We start from the raw sequence: 16,280 nt of genomic DNA on the forward strand, positions 1-16,280 counted from the left end.
ACCCCCGTGGCGCGGAATGAATCGGTCGGTGTTTCCCTAAGGAGATTCTAGCGTTTCACGGTGTCGAGCAGGGAGCGAAGGCCGTAGGCGGCAAACGGCAGGAGCAGCAGCGCGAACGGCATGGTGTAGACGCTTTTCGCCTCCCAGAGCAGATAGCAGGCGACGCCTCCCAAAAACGCGATGACCATGAGCAGCGCCGCGGGCGACACGCTACCGCGATGCCGGAATGCGCACACGAGGCCGGTGAACGACGCGATGTAGAACAGCGACTGGTAGGCGTCCATGGTGATCGTCAGCACGCGGTTGGCCGTGTAGCCGTTATACATGACCTGCTCGGCAATCGAACTCGTCGCGTCGGAAACCGACGTCGCGGAGTAGTACAGGGACTGGAACGTGGGATCGAGCCACTCGGTCATGACCTTGTAGACAAAGAAGCGAATGCAGTAGAGCGGGTCGGCCAAAAACCTGCCCAGAGCGGTCTTGATGGCCTCCATCGCAAAGGCCCCCTGCGCCGCCGTGTCGCCATCGACCTGCGCGAAGTGCGTCGCCTGGACAGGCGACCACCAGCCCGGCCGGTTGAGATAGGGATCCCAGGTGAGGCCCATCGCGATCCACGACGTCTTGGGCATGCCGTCACCGAAGCTCAACCCGACCGTGGACTCGAGCAGCCGGACCGGCACGGACGTCAAGGAGTTGATCACCACCGCGGCGGCAAGCACGATCAGGATCTGGGGAGCTCGGCGCTCGCGCACCAGCACGATCAGCCAGGCGAGCACGAGGGCGATCAGCATGATCACGAACGTCGATTTGACGATCAGGGCGAGAAGCATGACCACCGCGCCCGCTGCGAACAGGCCCCAGCGGCGCGGAAGGCTCTCGTCCTGCTGCATCGCCGCGACGTTGAGGGCGAGCGAGGCGCAGCCCAGGCCGAATCCGATCGCGTTGCCGTAGACGAACGCGGCCGAGAACGTCAGCGGCGCGAACAGCACGACGAGCACGCTCGCCAGCGCGACGGTACCCGTGCCGGGGAACAGGCGCCCCGTGATGAAGATCAGCGATGCCGCGGAGACCACCACAAACACGGCGCTGAGCAGTTGAAACGCCATCTCGTTGCCCACGCCGAACAGCGCGTAGACGCCGGCGAGCAGCCAGACCGACCCGCTCTGAAACGGGTAGACGCGCAGGTACGACACGCCCTGGTCGCCCAAGTCGGCACTGAACACGCCGAAGTCACCTGAAAGCAGGGCGCGGGCGTACTGGTCGAGCCGGATCGAATCGTTGTAGAAATTGGTCTTCGTGCCCAGAAGCACGATCCACGCGACCGAGGCCGCGAACAGGAGCAGCAGCGCGCACGGCACCGCCGCGCGCGCGGGGGCACGCCGCAGGCCGTTCCAGATGAACAGGAAGAACAGGGCGAGGCAGACCAGACCGAGCGCGGGGAACATGAACGCGATGAACGCGCCGCCGTTGAACGGCGTGAGCAGGTTCATCACGTCCGCACCGACGCCCTCCGGCCCCATGTTGATGAAATAGCCCGTGATGAACGGTGCGGCAAGCGCCAGGCAGCCGAGAAAGATCGCGGCCAAGACGAGAAGAAACGCCTCGAACACCCGGCCTGCCCGCTGCGGCTTCGTGAGCCCTGCGGCCTTCATATGCTGAGCCATATCCGTACCGTTTCCTCTCCATACGGGTCGCCGTCACCGTCATGCCATTCTAGCGTGTTGCCGCAGGCGGGGCGCTTGGTACTTTTCAGGACGGGCAAAAACAGCCCCGTCCCAAAAAGGCACCACGCGCCCATGACGTATAATGTCACCTTGCACCGCAAGCGGAAAAACACCTAAAGGCGCTGGTACATGAGCACAACAACCCGTCGTATCCCTGAGCTGGACATCGCGCGAGCGATCGCCGTCATCGCCATCATCGTGTACCACACGGGCATGGTCTTCAGCGAACCTTTATACCCGGGCGCCGGCATGCCGGAATGGCTCCCGAAGTTTCTCGATACCTTCCATCTCTACACGCTGTTCATCGTCTCGGGCTATCTGACGAACTTCAACAGGCCGCTTTCGGGAAGCCTCGTCGTAAAAGCGGCGCGCTCCGCCCTGCTCCCCTATGCGATCTCATGCCTGTTCATCATCGGAGGGTCCGCCGCGTGGGCCTGTGCGCTGGGCACCGACCCCGCCGAGCAGGCGCAGCGCTGGTTCGAGGCCTCGCTGTGGGGCGCCGGAGCCCAGCACCCCCTCGCACTCGTCCCCGACCTCGAGCGCATCGGCGGCATCTGGTTTCTGCCGGCGCTGTTCTGGGCGAAGCTCTACATCGGGGCCACGGCGAAGCTCGGCGATAAGGGCAAGCTCGTGGCCATGCTCGCTGCCCTTGCATTCGGCATGGTGTCGGCGAACTATGTCTGGCTGCCCCTGAGCATTCAATCGGGCATCGCCGGCGCCGCGTTCATGTACGTCGGATGGCTGTTCCGCACGCATGCCGACGCGCTCGCCGCCCGTCGCATCCCCGTCACCGTCGTCTCCGCCGGCCTCTGGATCGCCGCGATCGCCTATGGTGGAAACTCCTCCATAGCGATGTGCGCCTTCCCCGCAGGAATCATCGACATCGCAGGCGGCATCGGCGCGAGCTGGTGCATCCTGCGCTCATCGGCGCTCATCGCCCGCCACGCGCACGGCCTGTCGCGGGCGCTCGAATGCGCCGGCCGCAACACGCTGCCGCTTTTCGCCCTCCACATCGTGGAGGACAACACGCTGCCCATGTGGATCATCCTGCCCACGCTCGTCACGAGCTGCGGCGCGCACCCGTGGTCATGGGTCGCGCTCGCCTGCGTGCGCCTGCTGTTCGACGCCATGCTCGTCGGGCTGATGTACGTGACGCCGCTTTTGCGCACGGTGTTCTTCCCGCACATCCGCGTGCGCCTGCGCGAACGCGCGACAGCGTTTTGGAGCAGCCTGTACGCGGCAAGCGAATAGCGCGCCTTGACGCAACGGCGGATCGCCGTTCTCGCCCTCGGGTCGCCAGAAAACAGCGAACGGGGCTCAAGCTGCGCGCCGCGGGTCCCTTCAAAACCCTCGACACGCCGCTTGAGCCCCGTTGCGAAACGGACGACTCGACGCTTCTAGTCCTCGGCGCGCTCACCCTCGTCGTAGGTGCGCTCACCGATGATGAAGCGCGGACGATGCTTGCTCTCGAGGTAGATGCGGCCCACGTACTCGCCGACGATGCCGATGCCGAGCAGCTGGATGCCGCCGATGAAGCACACGATGGACACCATGCTCGCCCAGCCGGCAACCGAGTTGCCCATGATCGACACCACGATGGCCCAGATCACGCCGATGAAGCTGATGAACGACACGATGAAGCCGAGCGCCGTGATCAGGCGAATCGGCTTCACCGAAAGGCTCGTGATGCCGTTCATGGCGAGCGCGAGCATCTTGGACAGCGGATAGTGGCTGTGGCCCGCCACGCGCTCGTGGCGCTCGTAGTACACGCTCGTGGACTTGAAGCCGACAAGCGGGACCATACCGCGCAAGAAGAGGTTGACCTCTTTGAAGTTCGCGAGCTCGTCGAGCACCCGGCGCGACAGCAGGCGGTAGTCGGCATGGTTGTAGACGGTCTCCACCCCCATGCCGCTCATCAGCTTGTAGAACGCCTGCGCGGACGTGCGCTTGAAGAACGTGTCGGTCTCACGCGAGGAGCGGACACCGTACACCACATCGCACCCGTCGAGGTAGGCGCGCACCATCTCGTCCATCGCGGAGATGTCGTCCTGGCCGTCGCAGTCGATGCTGATGGACACGTCGCAGAACGCGCGGCACTCCATCAGGCCTGCGAGCAGCGCGTTCTGGTGCCCGCGGTTGCGCGACAGCGAGATGCCCCTGAACGTGCCGTCCTGCGCGGACATCGACTGGATGATGCTCCACGTCGCATCCGAGCTGCCATCGTTGACGAACAGGATATGGGAATCGTCCGCCACGTATCCGAGGGATTGCAGGTGCTCGAGCTCCTCCTTGAAGCGGGGAGCCGTCAGAGGGAGGACCTCCTCCTCGTTGTAGCACGGGATCACGATGCAGAGGGTGGGCTTGTTCATAATCGGGGCACGTACTCCTTTATGCGTTGGTCAGCGGGCGCGCGACCGCGGTGACGGTGAAGCCACCGGAATAGGTACCCGCCATGCGGACACCCGTCGCGGGCGTGTAGGCTTCGATGATCTTGTCGTTGCCGACATAGATGGCAACATGACCGGGATAGAAAATCAAGTCACCGGGCTGACGCTCACTCAAAGAGACATGTTTGAAGCGGGCGTCGGCGGCCATGTTGTTGGCGTCGTGAGCGTGCCACGGATCGTACCAGTGCATATAGGGGTTGTAGTCGTCCAGGTCCATGCCGCAGGCGAACAGGCACTGCATCACCAGGCCGGAGCAGTCGACGCCCTGGCTCGGCGACAGCGAGTAGTTCCACACGTACGGCGCCCCGAGGTACTCGTAGGCGCGCGAGACCATGGCGTTCACGCAGTCCTGGCGCGAAGCGTCCACGTCGATGCGCGACGGGGTCACGTACGAGTAGGGCGTGGAGTAAGCAGCGGCGGGCAGCGTGACGTTGCGGCTGCTGACCTGGAAGTACTGCGACGGATTCTGGTAGCCGATCTTGTCGCAGGCGCCGGTATAGGGATCGAAGTAGCGCGAATACCCGTCGATCGTGCGGCGGCCGTAGACCATGCGGCCCGTGACGTCGTCGTAGTAGACCCACTTGGTGCCGCCGTTGCCGTCGGAGATCTCGAGCCAACCGTACACGACGGCCCCGGTGTTCCCATCGAAATACATCCAACCGGCCTGATCACCATGCGAGTCGTCGACGTACTTCTCGCCGTGGGCCATGACGCCCGTCGTGTAGTCGTAGAACACCCACTTGGAGCCGCCGTCGGCGCTCACCAGGCGGAACCCGTGGGCCATCTCGCCGGTCACGAGGTCGAAGTAGTACCATGCGTCCTCAGAGGCGACGTAGTCCTCGCCTTTGATCATGGCGCCGTCGGCACCCAGGCGGACCCACTTGCCGTTGTTGACGCGCCAGCTCGTGGAGGCGTTCTCCCAGGCATCGCCCGCGACCTGGTTGTTCAGCGGCACGAAAGCATCGTGGTTCTTGGCGATGGAGCCGTCGGCCTCGGCCCAGTACCAGGCGTCGGTCGAGGGATCGTAGAAGAACTTGCTCGCGGCCGGGAAGCCGGCGTCGACCCAGCCGGTCGCATGGGCGGCGTCGCACTCCTCGCCGTCGGCGTCGACCCAGCCGGTGTAGTCGCTCACGGGCTCGCTCAGCGGCTCGCCGTACCAATAGTTCACGTCGACGTTCGGGTTGCTCCCGGTGTTGCCCACGATGCCGTCGACCAGCCCGGAGCTCGTGTACTGCCACATGGTGTACTCGCCCTCATACTGGCACACGGTGTAGTACTGGGCGACCCAGCGATGCCACTGGTCGAAACAGCTGTCGGTGAGGTAGTTGTTCCACCAGCGCGTGCTCGCGTACACGCCCGGCGTGTAGCCGGCGTCTTCGATCATGGTGCACCAGGTCGAGGCGACCTCGGCCATCGCGGCCTGGTCGTGCGCAGTGTCACCGGAGAGGATGGAGTTGTCCTCGAGGTCGTAATAGATGGGCATGTCGGGCGTCAGGCCACGAAGCTGCTCGATGGTGAAGTTCGCCTCGAGCGTGGCGCCGTACGCATCCTCGGCGTAGCTGTACAGGTAGGCGCCCCACGGGATGCCGAGGCGCTCGCACTCCTGCACGTTGCGGCGCCACTGGGCGTCGGTGTGCTCGCTGCCCCAGCCGATGCGGATGATGGCGTAGTCGACGCCGGCGGCCTTGACCTTGTCCCAATCGATCGTGCCCTGGAACTCGCTGACGTCGATGCCCTGCGCGGTCGCGCCCTCGGGCAGCGTCGACAGGGACAGCAGCGCGATGCCATCGTCCTCGAGGTCCTCGCGCAGCTGGCCGTTCTCGTAGCGCCAGGAGTTGAGGGTGAGCTCTTCGGATTGGTCGGACTCGCCCGCGGCATCGGCGTCTTCCGCCTCGGTCGCGGCGCTCGGGTCCGCCGCGTCGGCCTCCTCGGGAGACTCGGGCAGAACCGCCGCGTCGTTCGCGTCGGCAGCCCCATCGGCCGCGGAGTCCCCGGCAGAAGGCTCCTGAGCCTCATCTGCGGCGACCTGATCCTCGGAGCCGTCGCCCTCGGCCGTTGCGGCATCGGCGGCGACCGGCTCCTCCTGCAGCGCCACGTCCGCATAGATCGACAGCGGCTGCAGCACGTAGACCGAGCACATCACAGTCGTGAGCGCCACGGCGATTGTTCGACGGAATCTAAGCATAGCGACCTTTCTCATTCGGAATCGCATGTGCGAATTCGCATTTCCAGTACCGTACCACGAAGCGCTTTTGCGCCTCAACCGCGCCCGGCATTCTTTACCGGAACGCAAGAAGGCGCGCGACCCGCAAGCAGCATCGCCGCGGGCCGCGCGCAGGTCATCAGCTGTTGTAGAACGGGCAGGCGTAGCCCACGAGCGTACCGTGGTCGTAGCGCTCGGTCACCAGGTGCACGTATCCGTTGACATGCTCCCAGCAGTAGATGTAGACGCCGTCGGACGACACATGGTCGACGATGCCCGCATGGGTGGCGGAGGCGCCGGCGAACGGGCGGCCGCCGGGGTTGTCAGTGATCCAGATATCGCCCGGCTGCGGCGTGTAGCTGCCCTTTTCCCTAAACGCGCCGCGCGCGGTGTACCAGTCGCGCACATCGTGCGGGTAGGTGGTGGCGGCACCGTCCATGAACTGGTACTTCAGGCCCGCCTCGTTGAAGCACCACCAGACGTAGGCCGTGCACGGACCCATGTAGTTGAACGTGGAGCCCGCGTCGATGGCCGCGTTCTGGTAGCGGTAGCCGTCGGTGATGCCGTTTTGCGACGCGCAGGTGGCGAGCAGGCGGCTCACCATGGCGTCGCGCCCCTGCCTGGCGCCCGTGACGAGATCGAGGAAGCAGGGCTTGCCGTCGACCATGATGCTGCCGTAGCGCATGCGCCCGGTCACCTCGTCGTAATAGACCCACTTCGTGCCGCCATTGCCGTCGGGAAGCTCGAACCAGCCGTACGTCGCCCCACCGGTCTCGGGATCGAAATACATCCAGCCGGACTCGTCGCCGTGGCTGCCGTCGATGACCTTCTCGCCGCGCGCCATCTTGCCGGTGATGTAGTCGTAGAACACCCAGCGCGCGCCGCCGCCGTCGGTCACCAGGCGAAAGCCGTACTGCATGGCGCCCGTGACCTCATCGAAGTACCACTGGTCGTCGCCGATCGTGCTCACGCCCTTGACCATGGCGCCGTCCGCGCCGAGGCGCACCCATTTGCCGTTGGCCGAACGCCACTCGTCGGTCGCGGTCTCCCACGCCGTCCCGGCGACCGAGTTGTCCAGCGGCACGAACGCGTCGTGGTTGCGCGACACCGATCCGTCGGCTTCGGTCCAGTACCAGGCGTTGGTGGCCGAGTCGTAGAAGAACTTCGAGCGGGCGGCCACGCCCTCATCCACCCAGCCGGCGGCATCGGCGACCGTGCATGGGACGCCGTCCTCGTCGATCCAGCCGGTGTAATCGGGGCCCGCCACATCCTCGTCGGAATCGTCGCCGGGACCTGTCGGCTCGTCGTCTCCGGCAACGGGCAGGTCCTCCTCGTCGTCTGCGAGGACTTCGACCTGCGTGGGCCCTTCCGTCGATTCAGCCGAAAGCGCGTCTTCTGCAGCCTCTCCCGCCGCGGGCGCTATCGCCTGCTGGGTATCGGCCGCAACCGCTTGGACCGACTCGATATCCGTCGGCTCCTCGGGAGCGGCCTGTGCGGCGGCGGGCGACGCGACCGTAGCCGCCACCAGCGCGCACACAACCAGCTTGCGCACCGTCTTGTTCATGTCCTTCCCTTCCCCTCGATCATTCCCTATTGAATCGCCGCGCACGGCCCGTTTGGGACGTCTGCGCGATCGTGCATGTCAGCATCCGAAATCGGGCCGCGCGTACCCGATCAGCGTCTCATGGTCTGCGCGCTCGGCGACGAGATGCACGTATCCGTTGACGTGCTCCCAGCAATAGATGGTCTGCCCGTCATCCGACACGTGGTCGACGATGCCCGCATGGGTGGCCGACGCCTCGGGAAACGGGCGTCCGGTCGGATTGTCGGTCAGCCAGATGTCCCCCGGCTGCGGCGTGTAGGAGCCCTTGGGCTCGAACGCATCGCGGGCGGCGTACCAGTCGCGGACCTCGTGGGGGTACGTCGTGGCGGCGCCGTCCATAAAGCACGGGCTCAAGCCGGCCGCGTTGAAGCACCACCATACATATGCCGTGCACGGACCCATGCCGTTGAAGGTGGAGCCCGCCTCGATGGCTGCGTTCTGGTAGCGATCGCCATCGGTGATGCCCGCCTGCGAGGAGGCGACGGCGAGCAGGCGCGCGACGGCGACATCTTTGCTGCAGGGAGTCTGCGCCGTACCGCTCGCGCGCGAAATCGATGCGTCGGCGCCCTGCGACGTCTTCGCGAGAGCACCCGGAACCATATCCTCAAGCGCCGCCTCGACAATCTCGCAGCGCAGCGAGGGATCCGTCGTCTCCGCTGTGCCCGCGCGGGCAACAGCAGGAGCGAAGATCGCCGCCGATCCGCACGCGGCGGCGAGAAGCAGACGGATAGCAACGTGACGCGAGCGAACCTGCAGCATCGGACCTCCCCCTCTTTGTGGCCGATGTATTACTATACTCACCCCCTCGCGGCCAAGCGTTCATACTCGATAGGTATACACAAAAATCGGGGCGCTCTGTTGCGCAACATTCGGGTTCCAGGGCACCGCTCGGCATCGACAGCCTGAACTTTTAGGGACAGGCACCTTTGGTTCGGTGAACTTTTAGGGACAGGCACGTTTGATCCGCTTGATTCGGGTGCGTTTGGCGCGGCGGCGGACGCACCCGAGAACAAGAAACGGGGCGCCCCGAAGGACGCCCCGTTTTGCAGCTGCTTGCAGGCGATACGCTACATCAGCGCACCGGTCACCTCGTTGAAGTGGTAGTTGCGACCGCCGATATTGCGCCAGCCGTGCACCATCTGGCCGGTCACATCGTCGTAGTAGACACGACGGCCATCGGGCAGCGTGCGCCAGCCCTTGCACATGGCGCCCGTGATCGGGTCGAAGTAGTACCAGCCACCGTAGCGGTAGTCCTCGCCCTTGATCATCTCGCCCTTCTCGTTGTAGCGGACCCACTTGCCGCCGCTCGAGGGCAGATAGGCATCCTTGGAGAACGCCATGGTTCCGTCGGAGTCGTACCAGCGCCACGCGCCATCGACGAAAGCCTCCTTGGACTGCGCCATGACGCCGTTCTCCCAGAAGTACTTCTCCGTGACGCCGTTGACGACCTTCTCCTCGACGCCGTCCTTGCCGGCCTCATACACGAAGCCCGCCTTGGCGCGCGCCTCCCACACGACCTTCTTGGCCGTGGGGTCGGTGATCACGATGACGGTGCCGTGGCGGTTGGGGATGTCGCGGCCGTCGAGGTTCTTCGTGCCGATGCGGTCGTTGCCCCACCAGCCGCCGGAGAGGCTCGAGGACTGCTGGACGAAGATGCCGTTCTTGCCGTCCGCGCTGCCCGCCGGATAGTCGGCGAGCTTGTCGGTGTAGAGCCAGTACTGGCCGTTGAACTTGACGAGCGAGGGGCCCTCGAAGCCGGTGAGCGCGTTGGCGCAGACCTTGGTCCACGCGTTCGGGTTGGAAACCTGGCTCATGTCCTTGATGGACCAGATCTCGTTGGTGACGCCGTCCTTCTTGATGATGTAGTAGTACGTGCCGTTCTCCTCGTAGAACGAGCCGTCGATACGGTTGGAGCTCGATTCCGGAAGGTTGATGCGAACGGCGGTGCCGTACGACGTCTTGGGCGCAGCGCCCGGGTTGGACTCAGGCGTCTGCGTACCCGGCTCGAGGTAGTCGAGCTTCACGATGTAGGGATACATCGTGTCGTTGTGCAGGTCGCCGTGGAAGTCCCCGTAGTAGCCGGCACTAAACGTGATGTACACGTCACCGGAGCTGGTCTGGAAGAACTCAGGCGCGACGATGTCGAACTTGCTGCCGAGCGAGCTGTTGGGGATCGGATCGAGCGACACGTTGGTGCTGCTGCCGCTGTTGGGGTATGCCCAGTTCACCAGGTCCTTGGAGTAGCCGATCATGGGGATGAACTTGCCCGGGCACGCATTGTGATCGGTGAATCCGGAGAGCATGTAGAACCACTCGTTGTGGTAGATGATGCTCGGGTCGCTCAACGTCGAGACGTAGTAGGGCGTCGTCGTCACCCATTGGTCCGAGGTGCTGTTCGGAGAGCTGTCTTGATACGCCACGCCGATCTTCTGGAAGTTCTTGCCGTCGACCGACGTGTAGAGCGTGTCGCTCTTGTCGGCCGCGCTGTTGAAGAAGCTCGCCAGCAGGATGTCGGGGTAATCCTCGGCCACCGCGACACCCGCGGTGCCCATGACGGTGCACGCCGCGACGGAAATCGCGACGAGCGCACGGGACGCTTTTGCGACCAAGCGTTTCGTGGCTGTCTGCGTCTTGCGCATATGGACTCCTTCCTCTTAGTCCAGCCGCAAATTACGGACACAGCAAGTATAGCATCCGTACCGCTTGCGACCCCCTCGCCTCCCGCGGACGGGCGAGCGGCTCTACGCCGGCTCGTCTACCGTCTACCTAATAGCTCGAAGAATGCATTTAGCCCTGTTTTCGCAGCTTGAACCAGTTAATCACCGTACACGAACTTGTGTTTGTAAACTATAGTTTACAGCTCTCCTTTACAGGTATGCACAATCGAAACCATGTGCAAAGAGCTTCAGATAAAACTCGGTCGAAACGTGAGGTCGGCTCGGCAGCGCGCAGAGCTGTCGCAGACTCGCCTCGCCCTGATGGTTGGCATCAGCAGGCCGATCCTGATCGCCATCGAGCAGGGTGATCAGAACATCACGCTCGAAACGCTCGATCGCCTTGCCAAGGGACTCGAAGTCGAAGCCTGGGAGCTTTTGCAATAGCCCGGGACGGTCGCACGCATCCGCTCCCGTTCCACCCTTCAATATAGAGAAAACCGACGATCGATCGCCTTCGCACGCCGCCTTATGGAAAGCGTCGGAGCGCCTCGTGCAAATCCCGTGCCCAAGCAGGGCCTGTGCTACCATGACCCTTTGACGTATCCCGCACCGATTGCTCGAGGAGCACATTCGTGGCTGAACCTCTCAAGACGCTCAAGGCGACGCACGCCAAGACCGATGTCCAAAAAGACGCTTTTATCCTCAGGCAGCTCGTGACGCGCGACTTCAAGCGCAAGTATCGCCGTAGCGCGCTCGGCGTGGTCTGGAGCGTCCTGAACCCGCTGCTCATGATGATCGTCATGGCCGTCGTGTTCTCGACCATCTTCGCACAGGGCCGCAACGGCTCGGTCTCCCCCGAGATGTACCCGCTCTACCTCATCGTGGGCAACGTCACCTTCGCCGTGATGTCGGACTCGACCTCGCAGGCGCTCATGTCGATCATCGACAACTCGTCGCTGCTGAAGAAGGTGAAGGTCCACCGCTACGTGTTCCCCGTGCAGAAGGTCCTCTTCTCGCTCGTGAACTTCGGCTTCTCGCTCGTCGCGGTCGCCCTCGTCATGCTGTGGTTCCGCGTCATGCCCACGTGGCACCTCATCTGGCTGCCGGTCGGCCTGGTGCTGCTGATGCTGTTCTGCATGGGCCTCGGCCTCATGCTGTCGGCGCTCACCGTCTTCTTCCGCGACATCATGCACCTGTGGAGCGTCGTCATCACCGCGTGGACCTACTTCACGCCCATCTTCTGGACCGACGACTACATCCACGCCATGCCCTCCGTGGTGCAGGTCCTCATGTACGGCAACCCGATGTACAACTACCTGAACTTCATGCGCCAGATCTTCCTGTGGCAGACGAACCCCGAGCCCATCACGATCGCCATGTGCGCGGGCTGGGCCATCGTGATGATCGTCATCGGCTACGCCGTCTTCCACAAGTTCGAGCACAAGTTCATCCTCTACATCTAAGGATCCCTCATGGCTTCATCTGTGAACGAGACCTCCGAGTACGCCATCGAGGTCAACGACGTCACCATGATCTTCAACATGGCGTCCGAATCCCTCACCAACCTCAAGGAGTACTTCATCAAGCTCATCCGCCGCGAGCTGTTCTTCAAGGAGTTCCGCGCGCTGAAAAACATCTCGTTCAAGGTTCGCCGCGGCGAGGTGGTGGGCCTTGTGGGTACCAACGGCTCGGGCAAATCCACCATGCTGAAGATCATCGCCGGCGTGCTGGAGCCGAGCGAGGGCGCGTGCGTCGTCCGCGGCAACATCGCCCCGCTCATCGAGCTGGGCGCGGGCTTTGACCCCGAGCTCACCGCCCGCGAGAACATCTACCTGAACGGCTCTCTGCTGGGATACACCAAGGAGTTCATCGACGACAACCTCGAGGGCATCATCGAGTTCGCCGAGCTGCAGGACTTCATGGACATGCCGCTCAAGAACTTCTCCTCCGGCATGACGGCGCGCATCGCGTTCGCTATCGCCACCATCACCGAGCCCGACATCCTCATCGTCGACGAGACCCTGTCGGTGGGCGACGTGTTCTTCCAGGAGAAATGCGAGCGGCGCATCCAGCGCTTCATCGAGTCCGGCGACGTCACGGTCCTGTTCGTGTCGCACTCGATCTCGCAGGTCGAGCGCATCTGCCAGCGCGCCATCTGGATCGAGAAGGGCGACCTGCGCATGGACGGCCCCGTCAACGAGGTCTGCGAGGCGTACCGCAACCAATTCAACTGATTGTCTGCCGGCGGTATCGCGGCGCTCGGCCCCTTATGCAGCTCGCACGGGCTGCATAAGGGGCCTTCCTGGTTTTCGGGAAGCGCACGTCGACCCATTCCTTGGACGACCGGTCGGTTTCGTCCGTCTGCCGATAGAACCGCAAACGTACACATTGTCTCAACATCGCTCGGGCATACTCTACTCAGCAATACGTAATATAAAGTGACCTCGAGGAGGCTCCTTCCATGGTTTCCGGCGACCGTTCTGAGCAGACGATGAAGTATCTCACCCTCCTTTCCAACCAGTTCCCCAACCAGCAGGCCGTGTTCTCGGAGATCATCAACCTGCAGGCCATCCTCAACCTGCCCAAGGGCACCGAGCATTTCATGAGCGACCTTCACGGCGAATACGAGGCGTTCCTGCACATCCTCAACAACTGCTCCGGCGTTATCCGCGAACATGTCGACGAGGTCTTCGGCGACACGCTGACGCATCAGGAGAAGGGTGACCTGTGCACGCTGATCTACTACCCGCATGAGAAGCTCGCCCTCGTGCGCGCCGCCCATCAGGACTCCCCCTCGTGGTACAAGCGCATGCTCGACCAGCTCATCGCGGTGACGCGCCGTCTTTCGAGCCGCTACACGCGCTCCAAGGTCCGCAAGGCCATCCCCCACGACTTCGCCTACATCATCGACGAGCTCATGCACACCCATCCCGACGAGAACAACTACCGCGTGCGCTATCACGAGCGCATCATCGACTCCATCCTGGAGACGGACTCGACCGAGGACTTCATCTTCTCGCTGGCAGAGCTTATCAAGGTGCTCGCCGTGGACCACATCCACCTGGTCGGCGACATCTTCGACCGCGGTGGCGGCGCCGCCAAGATCATCGACCGGCTGCTGCACTGCACCCATCAGCGCACCGACATCCAATGGGGCAACCACGATGTGCTGTGGATGGGCGCCGCCTGCGGCGTTCCCGCCTGCATCGTGACCGTCCTGCGCAACAACCTGCGCTACAACAACTACGAGATCCTCGAGAACGACTACGGCATCTCCCTGCGCCAGCTGGTGAGCTTCGCCGAAGCCACCTATAACGACGGCGAGAGCATCAGCCCGCTCATGAAGGCGATCAACGTCTTGCTGTTCAAGCTCGAGGGCCAGATCATCCAGCGCCATCCCGAGTTCGACATGGAGGACCGCCTGCTGCTGGACAAGATCGATCTCGATGCCGGCACCGTCGCGATCGAGGGCGTCTCATACCCACTCGTCACATCCGACTTCCCCACCTTGGACCCCGAGCATCCCTACGCGCTCACCGAGGACGAGCAGAAGATCCTGAACAAGCTGATCTACGAGTTCACGAACGCCGACCACCTGCAGTGCCATATCGACTTCCTGTACCGCCACGGCTCGGTCTACCTCGTTCGCAACGGCAACCTGCTGTTCCACGGCTGTGTGCCCATGTGCGAGGACGGGACCTTCGCCAGCGTGAACTGCATGGGGACCTGGCGCGCGGGCCGCGACTACATGGATTTCTGCGACGACGTCGCCCGCCGCGCATGGCGCACCCGCGACCCCAAGGCCATGGACTGGCTGTGGTACCTGTGGGTCGGCCACCGCTCCCCCATGTCCGGCCGCGTGGTCAAGACGTTCGAGCGCTCCTACATCGCCGACCAGTCGACCTGGGCCGAACCGATGGACCCCTACTTCGAGCTGACGAAGGACGTGTCCGCCTGCGATTCCATCATGCGCGAGTTCGGGCTCATCCCCGGAAGCGGCCACATCATCAACGGGCACACGCCGGTGAAGACCATCGAGGGCGAATCCCCGCTACGCGCCGACGGGCGCCTCGTGGTCATCGACGGCGGGTTCTGCAGGGCATACCATCCCAAAACCGGCATCGCCGGCTACACCCTGATCGCGAGCTCGCGCGGCGTGCGCCTGAAGGCGCATGAGGCGTTCAAGAGCGTGGAGGAGGCGCTGACCCGCAACGCCGACATCCAGAGCGAGACGACCTTCATCGACGTCGCGCAGCGCCGCGTGATGGTTTCGGACACCGACACCGGCCAGGAGATCCGCGAGCAGATCAACGACCTGCGCCAGCTGCTCGAGGCGTACCGCACAGGCGTCATCCCGGAGCACTCCTCCAAGTAACGCCGACCCCCGTGCAGGGGCATGCACATCGGAAACGCACCTGATATGCATGCCCCCTATGCAGCCTGTATGCAATCGGCGCGATTCGCGGCACCGGTGGTATACAATGGCAGCTCGCATACGTGAGGAAGGTCATCGCATGAAGCATCTGCTCGCCCAGATCATGAAGTTCGGCGTCGTGGGCGTCATCGCCACGGTTATCGACTTCGGCGTCATGATCTTCTTGACCGAGGTCTTCGGCATCAACCCGGTCGCCTCGGCGACCGTCTCGTTCACCGTATCGGTCATCTTCAACTATCTCGCAAGCATGCGCTACGTCTTCAGCCACCGCGAGGGCATGAGCCGGCAGCGCGAATTCGTCATCTTCATCGTCCTGTCCGTCATCGGCCTTGCCATCAACGACGCACTCATGTGGGTCGGCACGGAGATGACGCCTGTCGACTACCGCATCGTCAAGGTGCTCGCCACCGCGGTCGTCATGGTCTGGAACTTCGTTTCCCGCAAGATCTTCCTCGACGGCGGTACGCAGAGCTCCTAAATATGTGGCAACGTTCTGCGGACTTGATATCGTTTTGACAAAGCGCTTACATTCCGCTGACGCTTGCCCTAGAGTATGGCAGACGCAACATTGAACGCGCGACGGAATGCGATCCGTCGCGCGTTCGCATAAAGGAGGCTTCGTGCGCAAGGCGCTTTCAAATCCCAACGTCCAGCAGTTCACCAAGTTCGCGCTCGTGGGCTTCACCTCTCTCGGCGTGGACTACGTCCTGCTGTTGGCGCTGGTCGAGCTCCTGCATATCGATGTTCTCGTCGGGACCACGGTCTCGTTCATCGTGTCGGTCATCGTCAACTACATCCTCAGCATCCGCTACGTGTTCGACCGCCGCGAGGACATGTCGCGCAAGCGCGAATTCACGATCTTCGCCGTGCTCTCCGCCATCGGTCTGGGTCTCACCGACCTGTTCATGTTCGTCGGCGTCGCCTTTTTGAGCATCGGCTATCAGGCCATGAAGCTCATCTCGACCTTCATGGTGACCTGGTACAACTACTTCAGCCGCCGCAAGTTCCTGAGCGGCGGGCACGCCTAGCCCGACACGCCCGATCTCGCCAACCGCCGTCTGCCACCGTTCGCAGGCGGCGGTTTTTCATGGCACCGTGCCGCCCGGACCCCTTCCGCCCTGTGAAACGGCCCGTCTGCCGCTGCAGACATTTCGCAGGTAGCGAGCGCGATCGCGCACGCGACCCTAACCCTCAAGGTGAACTTGAAACTC

13 protein-coding genes are annotated in these 16,280 nt (G+C 63.3%); 7 read left to right on the forward strand and 6 right to left on the reverse strand.

What is annotated here, in order from left to right; translation table 11 throughout:
* Positions 1–47: 47 nt before the first annotated feature.
* The gene (locus tag B5F74_RS01400) at positions 48–1,664 is read right to left on the reverse strand and encodes a glycosyltransferase family 39 protein (protein WP_087199374.1); all 1,617 of its coding nucleotides are present in this window, start codon (positions 1,662–1,664) and stop codon (positions 48–50) included.
* Between the two features lie 189 nt (positions 1,665–1,853).
* Between B5F74_RS01400 and B5F74_RS01405 the strand changes: the two genes are divergently transcribed.
* Positions 1,854–2,975: an acyltransferase family protein gene (locus B5F74_RS01405; protein WP_087199376.1), complete on the forward strand. Its 1,122-nt coding sequence runs from the start codon at positions 1,854–1,856 to the stop codon at positions 2,973–2,975.
* A 146-nt stretch (positions 2,976–3,121) separates the two neighbouring features.
* Here B5F74_RS01405 and B5F74_RS01410 read toward each other — a convergent pair whose 3' ends face one another.
* From B5F74_RS01410 to B5F74_RS01430, 5 genes are all read right to left on the reverse strand, one after another.
* Positions 3,122–4,093 (reverse strand): glycosyltransferase family 2 protein, encoded by a 972-nt coding sequence (locus B5F74_RS01410; protein ID WP_087199378.1) that lies wholly within the window; start codon positions 4,091–4,093, stop codon positions 3,122–3,124.
* Positions 4,094–4,112: 19 nt separating this feature from the next.
* Positions 4,113–6,356, reverse strand: a complete 2,244-nt coding sequence (locus B5F74_RS01415) for a GH25 family lysozyme (protein ID WP_158095658.1) — start codon at positions 6,354–6,356, stop codon at positions 4,113–4,115.
* Between the two features lie 157 nt (positions 6,357–6,513).
* Positions 6,514–7,938, reverse strand: a complete 1,425-nt coding sequence (locus tag B5F74_RS01420; protein ID WP_087199382.1) for a CHAP domain-containing protein — start codon at positions 7,936–7,938, stop codon at positions 6,514–6,516.
* A 78-nt stretch (positions 7,939–8,016) separates the two neighbouring features.
* The gene (locus B5F74_RS01425; RefSeq protein WP_087199384.1) at positions 8,017–8,736 is read right to left on the reverse strand and encodes a CHAP domain-containing protein; all 720 of its coding nucleotides are present in this window, start codon (positions 8,734–8,736) and stop codon (positions 8,017–8,019) included.
* A gap of 308 nt (positions 8,737–9,044) precedes the next feature.
* Positions 9,045–10,616 carry a hypothetical protein gene (locus tag B5F74_RS01430; RefSeq protein WP_087199387.1) on the reverse strand — a complete coding sequence of 524 codons (1,572 nt, stop codon included), beginning with the start codon at positions 10,614–10,616 and terminating at the stop codon, positions 9,045–9,047.
* Between the two features lie 252 nt (positions 10,617–10,868).
* Here B5F74_RS01430 and B5F74_RS01435 point away from each other — a divergent pair, with 252 nt between their 5' ends.
* From B5F74_RS01435 to B5F74_RS01460, 6 genes are all read left to right on the forward strand, one after another.
* The gene (locus B5F74_RS01435; RefSeq protein WP_066833443.1) at positions 10,869–11,078 is read left to right on the forward strand and encodes a helix-turn-helix transcriptional regulator; all 210 of its coding nucleotides are present in this window, start codon (positions 10,869–10,871) and stop codon (positions 11,076–11,078) included.
* Between the two features lie 188 nt (positions 11,079–11,266).
* The gene (locus B5F74_RS01440; RefSeq protein WP_087199388.1) at positions 11,267–12,097 is read left to right on the forward strand and encodes an ABC transporter permease; all 831 of its coding nucleotides are present in this window, start codon (positions 11,267–11,269) and stop codon (positions 12,095–12,097) included.
* Positions 12,098–12,106: 9 nt separating this feature from the next.
* Positions 12,107–12,868 carry an ABC transporter ATP-binding protein gene (locus tag B5F74_RS01445; RefSeq protein ID WP_066833449.1) on the forward strand — a complete coding sequence of 254 codons (762 nt, stop codon included), beginning with the start codon at positions 12,107–12,109 and terminating at the stop codon, positions 12,866–12,868.
* A 227-nt stretch (positions 12,869–13,095) separates the two neighbouring features.
* Positions 13,096–15,009 carry a fructose-1,6-bisphosphatase gene (locus B5F74_RS01450; RefSeq protein WP_087199390.1) on the forward strand — a complete coding sequence of 638 codons (1,914 nt, stop codon included), beginning with the start codon at positions 13,096–13,098 and terminating at the stop codon, positions 15,007–15,009.
* 139 nt (positions 15,010–15,148) lie between these two features.
* The gene (locus B5F74_RS01455; RefSeq protein WP_087199392.1) at positions 15,149–15,547 is read left to right on the forward strand and encodes a GtrA family protein; all 399 of its coding nucleotides are present in this window, start codon (positions 15,149–15,151) and stop codon (positions 15,545–15,547) included.
* Positions 15,548–15,689: 142 nt separating this feature from the next.
* Positions 15,690–16,097, forward strand: a complete 408-nt coding sequence (locus B5F74_RS01460) for a GtrA family protein (RefSeq protein ID WP_087199394.1) — start codon at positions 15,690–15,692, stop codon at positions 16,095–16,097.
* The last annotated feature ends 183 nt before the right edge of the window (positions 16,098–16,280 follow it).

The organism is Collinsella sp. An271 (assembly GCF_002159695.1).
Taxonomy (GTDB): Bacteria; Actinomycetota; Coriobacteriia; order Coriobacteriales; family Coriobacteriaceae; genus Collinsella; species Collinsella ihumii.